This window comes from Paenibacillus xylanexedens (assembly GCF_007676705.1).
GTDB classification, from domain to species: Bacteria; Bacillota; Bacilli; order Paenibacillales; family Paenibacillaceae; genus Paenibacillus; species Paenibacillus xylanexedens_C.
In genome coordinates this window covers 1-279 of record NZ_VEBF01000268.1, presented here as the reverse complement: position 1 = coordinate 279, position 279 = coordinate 1, and the positions used below count along the sequence as shown (strand labels likewise).

1 pseudogene is annotated in these 279 nt (G+C 49.1%); it reads left to right on the top strand.

What is annotated here, in order from left to right:
• Positions 1–18 precede the first annotated feature (18 nt).
• Positions 19–279, top strand: a pseudogene (locus FS628_RS31660) (carbohydrate ABC transporter substrate-binding protein); the annotation flags it as partial.

Sequence of the window (279 nt, the reverse complement as noted above, 5' to 3'; positions counted from 1 at the left end):
GGTGATTTGAAAGGAAAGGTGAAAAGAACACTCGGTGCACGCTCAGGTGAACCAGACATTGTGGGATTGAACGAGTGGATGATGGAGGTATTGGGGAGTGAGGATGGTTTGTATAATGTGTATGATGTGGGGGGAGGAGATATTGAAGAGGAATATGTGGGGTGGAAATGGAAGGAAGGGGTTAGGGGAAGTGGAGAGATGATGGGGTTGGGGATGGATAGGGGAGCAAGAGGGGTCTTCTACGGAGAAGATGTATTGAAGGAAGCCGGATTGCCATCT